4 protein-coding genes are annotated in these 5,854 nt (G+C 68.8%); 2 read left to right on the top strand and 2 right to left on the bottom strand.

What is annotated here, in order from left to right:
* Positions 1 to 372: 372 nt before the first annotated feature.
* Positions 373 to 2,475, top strand: coding sequence for an MASE1 domain-containing protein (locus ACIQ6O_RS11630; protein WP_396207956.1), 2,103 nt, complete (start codon positions 373 to 375; stop codon positions 2,473 to 2,475).
* Positions 2,476 to 2,517: 42 nt separating this feature from the next.
* Here ACIQ6O_RS11630 and ACIQ6O_RS11625 read toward each other — a convergent pair whose 3' ends face one another.
* On the bottom strand, positions 2,518 to 3,363 hold the full coding sequence (locus ACIQ6O_RS11625; RefSeq protein WP_396207955.1) for an RsiV family protein: 846 nt from the start codon (positions 3,361 to 3,363) through the stop codon (positions 2,518 to 2,520).
* A 329-nt stretch (positions 3,364 to 3,692) separates the two neighbouring features.
* On the opposite strand from ACIQ6O_RS11625, the gene ACIQ6O_RS11620 reads away from it, so the two are divergent.
* On the top strand, positions 3,693 to 5,048 hold the full coding sequence (locus ACIQ6O_RS11620; RefSeq protein ID WP_396207954.1) for an amidohydrolase family protein: 1,356 nt from the start codon (positions 3,693 to 3,695) through the stop codon (positions 5,046 to 5,048).
* A gap of 48 nt (positions 5,049 to 5,096) precedes the next feature.
* Here ACIQ6O_RS11620 and ACIQ6O_RS11615 read toward each other — a convergent pair.
* Positions 5,097 to 5,854, bottom strand: a 758-nt coding sequence (locus tag ACIQ6O_RS11615; protein ID WP_396207953.1) for a hybrid sensor histidine kinase/response regulator, incomplete at its 5' end; no start/stop codon positions are given.

Below are 5,854 nucleotides of genomic sequence, written 5' to 3'. Positions count from 1 at the left end.
CGACCGGGCGGGTTGGCGGTGTTGATGCGGATCACCTGCTGCAACAGCAGCGCCGTGGAATCGACGGGCTGGGCGTCGGCGGGTACCGCGAGCAAAGAGCCGGCGAGTAGCAGGGCAGGCGCACACAGACGACAGCGAAGCGACATGGGACCCGGGGCAGGAGGAAAGAGCCGCGATGCGTCGATTATACAGCGGCCGATAGGCGGGCGAAACTCACGGCGCGAGGCGCGGCCGCCACGCCGTGAGGGGGCATTCGGTCGATGTTCCGAGTTCCACCCAAACGAAATCCCCCCGTCGAGTCACTCCCCTGCTCGCGAGACGCGGTGGGACCGGGTATACTCCGCCGACCCCGTCCCGCATGAATTCCTCGCAATGTCCACGATGCGGACTGTATTTCGCCAGCACTGGCGCGCCTTTACGGCCTTCGCGGTCCTCTACGGGGCGACCTACGCTGTATCGCTTCGGCTGACGGACACCGTGAGCACGTTCGCGCCGATCTGGCCACCCCTCGGGGTGCTGGTCGGCGCCCTGCTGTTGTTGCCGAGCATCTCGCCGCTGACGCTCTTCGGTATCGCGTTTGTCGTCGGTCGCTTCGCCAGCCCGAACGGTATTGTGCCGCCGGTGGACCGACTCGCGCTGATCCTGTTGGGGTTCGCCGAGGCGTACCTGTGCGCACGCCTGCTGGTACGCTGGTGCGGCCCCACGCTGCGATTCAGCCGGCTGGGCGACGTGCTCGCGCTGGTGTCGTCCACGCTGATCGCGGTCACGGCCAACAGTCTCCTCTCCGGTGTCGTGGCCGTTCTCACGGACCGCCCGTTCGTGAGCGACTTCGTCGCGTCGTGGGTGGCCGGAGTGCTCGGGATTCTGCTGGTGACCCCGTTGATGGTCGCGTGGCTGCGCGGCCCGGACGACCTCGAACCGGGCCGCAATCTGGGACGCATGGTCGGCGAGGGCGCCGTGCTCGCGCTGCTGCTGGTCGCTCAGGCCGTGTGGGTATTCCGCGGGGCAGAACTGCTGGAGTCGGCCTCCCTCCCCGCCTACTCGCTGCTGGTCACGCTGCTCTGGGTGGCGCTGCGCTTCGGCGTACGCGGCGTGACGACGGCGACGACCCTGATCACCACGATGGCGTTCATCGCCGTCGTCTTCTGGGAGTCGAGTGCGCTTGGCGGACGCACCCTCTCGGAGCGGCTGTTCGTGGTGCAGCTCTATGTCGCGTTCATGACAGTCTACGGCCTCCTGCTGGCCGTGGCTCTCGGGGAACGACGGGCCGCATCCCAGGCGGAACAGGCGGCCATCGAAGCGCGACTGCAGAGCGAGCGCCGGCTGCAGGAAAGTCAGAAGATGCAGGCCGTCGGAATTCTGGCCGGCGGGGTCGCGCATGACTTCAACAACGTGCTGACAATCATCGCGAGCTTCGTGCAGGCCCTCCGCCATACCGTGTCGGACGAGGAACGCACGCGGTTCACGAACGAAGCGCTCGATGCCGTCGATCGTGGCCATGTCCTTACGGCAAATCTGCTCGCGCTCGGGCGGCTCGAGTCGGTCACATCGAAGCGCGTCGACATCGACGACGAGATTCAACGACTCGAGCCCATGATGCGCCGGCTCATGGGATCCCGAGTGGATGTGCGGCTCTCGCTGGCGTCGAAGTCGATATCGGAGCTTCCCGCGTCGGCGATCACACAGGTGCTACTCAACCTCGGCGCCAACGCCCGCGATGCCATGCCCGAGGGCGGCACCTTGACCATCCGCACCACGCGCGCCACGTCGTCCGCATTGGGCGCGGGCGGGAATCATGTGCTGCTGGAAGTGATGGATACGGGGACCGGCATGGATGCAGCCACCATGCAGCGTGCCTTCGAGCCCTATTTCACCACCAAACCCGTCGGCAAAGGCACGGGATTCGGCCTGGCCGGCGTATACGGCCTCATGCAGGTGGTCGGTGGCGACGTCACGCTCGACAGCGTGCTGGGACGCGGGACCACGGTGCGGGTACGTCTCCCCATTCCGCCTGACTCGGTGGACACCGACGAGGCACCGGCGATGGCGCCGGCGGTGGCCACGGCCACACCATCAACATCGTCATCAGCGACCGCGTCAGAGTCGGTGCACGTATTGCTCGTGGACGACGATACTGCCGTGCGCCGGGCACTCGCGGCGATGCTCAAGCGAAACGGTATTCAGGTGCGCGAGGCCACGAGCGCGGCCGAGGTCATCGAGTTCGACCAGAATGGTGAACTGGCGTGTGACATACTGCTGAGTGACGTGCGCATGCCCGGTATGGACGGCGTGGAGCTCGCGCTGGTGATGCGGAGTCGCCAACCGCAGCTCCCCATCCTCCTCATGAGTGGGTTTGTGGAGGATGCGCAGCAGCTCGCACGGCTCGAAGACACCGACATCCCGCTGCTCGCCAAACCGATCAGAGCCGACGCGCTCCTCTCGACGATCAACGACCTGATTCGTCGCCCCGCGTAGCGCGGCGACGATCGGACGTGTCGCGGCGTCGAGCCGTGCGGATCAGCGGCTGCCACCCCACCGTGTACGGTCGGCTGTGCCGGACAACTGCTCCCAGGTGAGCAGCACGTCCGTCCGCCCGACCGCCCAGGACGCCACGTCGTACGGGTTGTAGAGAAACTGTACCCCGTCGGCGACGATGCCGAAGTGCACCGGCACCGGCAACCGCTGGACCTCAGGAAAGAGCAGCGAGGCCAGTGGGGGCGGGGACGCCCCCGGATCGGCTTTTGCGCGGGCGAATCCCTGCTCGAGCAGCGGCACGATGGCCGCCGTGTCGGGGATCACGGCCGTGATCGGAATGCGGTGGCCCGTGCGCAGATCGTAGCTCCGCAGCGAGGCCTCGTAGTCCCCGTGCGCCCCGCCAGTGAAAGCCGACTCCACCACTTCCACCGTCAACACCGCCGGCGAGTGCCACAACACACGCACACGGACGTCCCGCGAGAAGCCTCCATCCCATTGCGGGACGGCGCGCCGCTTCCCACGCAGTTCGCGCTCCAGTCGCACCACCAACGAATCGGCGCGCTGCGGAAGTGACTGCCCCGGCTGCAGCCCCGTCAACAGCCGCAGCGAATCGCCGAGTGAGGTAACGACCGCCGCCAGCACCGTCGAGTCACTGCCATTCCCCGCCGTGAGCACCGATAGCCGCGGCATCGCCAGCGTCACCTCGGCGCAGCTCGACGCGGTCACGCACCGCCGTGCGGTAACCGTGGTATCGGCCACGTAGATCGTTGGCGGCGCGGGCGATGCCGCCAACGTGGGCGTCCGCTCGGAGGCGGGGCGTTCGGTCTGACCCGCACAGGCGGTCAGACACAGCAGCATCGAGAGGGCGGCAACGTGCGCGCGGAGCATGCGATCGTGAGGGAACAGGCGGATGGTCAGGCCTCAGCGGGCAGTGAAGAGCGTGAGGCATGACCCGAACTTCCGGGCGTTGATGTTGCGAAGAATATCAACGGCCGATGTGTTGGTGTGCGCACAGATGGTGGCGATACCATCGTGAGGCCGCCTACACAATGCGCCATGGTCGCGGGGGAGACCAGTCGCGATCAGCGATGCGACATCGGCACGCCAGGGAGTCCGCGCATCGCCGCCTCCGGTTGGCGGGCACTTCGTGTGGTGGCTAGGATAGGCGAACCGGGGTCCCGTTACTGCATCCCATCCCCCCTCTCCAATCCGCGCGCATGCCCGCTCTGTCCGTCGTGTTGCAGCTGGTGGCCATCACACACGCCACGGTGGTCGACCCCGACGCGGCACGCCCGCGACGCGATCAGACCATCGTCGTGCGCGGCACGCGCATCGAGACCGTGGGGCCCAGCGCCTCCACCCCGGTACCGCGGGGCGCGCGCGTGGTGAACGCCACGGGGAAGTTCGTGATCCCGGGGATGTGGGACATGCATGTGCACACCGACGTCCCCGGAGGACGCGCGCTGCTGCCGCTGTATGTCGCACACGGCGTGACCGGGGTGCGCGATATGAACGGGCGGTTGGAGGTGCTGCGTGGCTTTCAACGCGAGGTGTCGGCAGGGACACTGGCGGGACCTCGGATGGTGGTGTCCGGTCCGTTTCTCGTGGGGCGTCCGCTGCCGCCGGTGCTGGGGATCCTGCACTACGTGGTGCGCGACTCCGCCAGCGCGGTCTCGGCGGTGGCGGCGGTCGCGGCGTCGGGCGCGGACTTCATCAAGGTGCACAACGGCATCTCTGCCGAAGCGCACCGGGTAATCGCGGCCGAGGCGCGGCGTCGGGGGATGGTGTTCGCCGGGCATGTCGCGCCCCCCACGACCGTGGTGGAGGCCGCGGCGGCAGGGCAGCGCTCGCAGGAGCATCTGTACGCCTTCACCAATCACTGCAACGCTGCCGACTCCGCGGTGGTGGCCGCGGCGCTCCCCGTCCAGCAGTTCATCATGGGCACGTGCACGTCGGCGTCACAGGCGGAGGTGTACACGGCACTCGCGCGGCACCGCACGTGGGTGACCCCCACGCTCATCGTGCAGGGGCTGGTGGCCACCATGCGCCCCACCATCGTGGCCGGCGACCGCACGGCGCAGTTCTACTCCGATTCGATGATGCAGCGTGTGGCGATGGAGATGGAGATGCCCGCCGCGGTACCGCCCTCGGCGGTCGCGGCGGGCGCGGTGCTCTTCCGCAAGCGACTCGACGTAGTGCGCGGGCTGCACGCGGCCGGCGTACCGCTGCTCGGAGGCACTGACTCGCCGCTCGCCGTCGGCGGCCCGGGGCGGTCACTGGTGGGAGAGCTGCGCCATCTCGTGGCGGCCGGTCTCACGCCGCGCGAGGCGTTGCGGACGGTGACGACGGAGCCGGCGCGCTACCTGGCCGCGGATTCGCTGGGGACGGTGGCGCGGGGGGCCGTGGCCGATCTGGTGGTGCTGGACGCCGACCCGCTGGCGGACATCGGCAACGTGGCCCGCGTGCATCTGGTGGTGGCCAACGGTCGCGTGTACGACCGGGCAGCGCGGGCGGCGATGGAGGCCGCGGCGCGGAAGTCGGCAGGGAAGGCGCGTCCAGCCACGAGGCGCTGAGCCGAGCGGTTGCCGGACCGGCAGACGCCGATCCGACCGCCAACGGCACTACCCTTGGGCGGCGGGCCCCACGTATCGGCGCGCCGTCGCGATCGCCACGTGCAGTTGGTGTTCCGAGAAGGGTTTGGCCAGAAAGTAGAGCACACGCCGCGCTGCCAGCGTCGCCACGCCGGCATCGTCGAGGTAGCCCGACATAACGACAATCGGCAGGGGGCGCTCGCGCTGGCGGACCGCGGCGATCACATCGGCCGCGTTGCCCCGCGGCATCCGTAAATCGGTGACGACCAGGTCGAGCGGGGTCCCCGCCGCGCTCGCCTCGCGCAGGTAGCTCACCGCGTCCTCTCCGTTGTCGATCACCTGCACGGTCGCGCCGGCGGCCTCGAGGAATCGCGCGATCAGCGTGGACAGCCCGCGGTCGTCTTCCACCACCAGCACGGCCATCCCCGCCAGCAACATGGACGTGTCATCCGGAATCTCGACATCCGGAGCGGGTGGCGGTAGCGGTACCGGCGCGCGCCCCCGCACCGCAGCGACGGCAACCGGCGGCACATGGGGCATCACCGCGATCGTCTCCGTGGGCGTGGCACTGACCCCTTGATCGCCTTGATCGGGAGGCGAAACCCGCGGAAGCGTCAGCGTGAACGTGGCCCCGCCGCCGGGGGTGTCGCCCAGCTGCAGGGTGCCGCCATGCTTTCGGGCAATCGCGAACGCCGACGCCAACCCCAGCCCGGTGCCGCCCGTCGTGCCCTTGGTGGTGAAGAAGGGTTCGAAGATCTGCTCCCGCAGCGCCACGGGCACCCCTGGCC

It is taken from the genome of Gemmatimonas sp., from assembly GCF_044345575.1.
Taxonomy (GTDB): Bacteria; Gemmatimonadota; Gemmatimonadetes; order Gemmatimonadales; family Gemmatimonadaceae; genus Gemmatimonas.
Note: the sequence above shows the minus strand (reverse complement) of the source record. Positions and strands in the feature narration are given on the sequence as shown.

What these genes read in the sequence shown, in the direction of transcription:
- ACIQ6O_RS11625 (WP_396207955.1), bottom strand. Translation starts at nt 3,363, where the DNA reads ATGCTCCGCGCGCACGTTGCCGCCCTCTCGATGCTGCTGTGTCTGACC.
- ACIQ6O_RS11630 (WP_396207956.1), top strand. Translation starts at nt 373, where the DNA reads ATGTCCACGATGCGGACTGTATTTCGCCAGCACTGGCGCGCCTTTACG.
- ACIQ6O_RS11620 (WP_396207954.1), top strand. Translation starts at nt 3,693, where the DNA reads ATGCCCGCTCTGTCCGTCGTGTTGCAGCTGGTGGCCATCACACACGCC.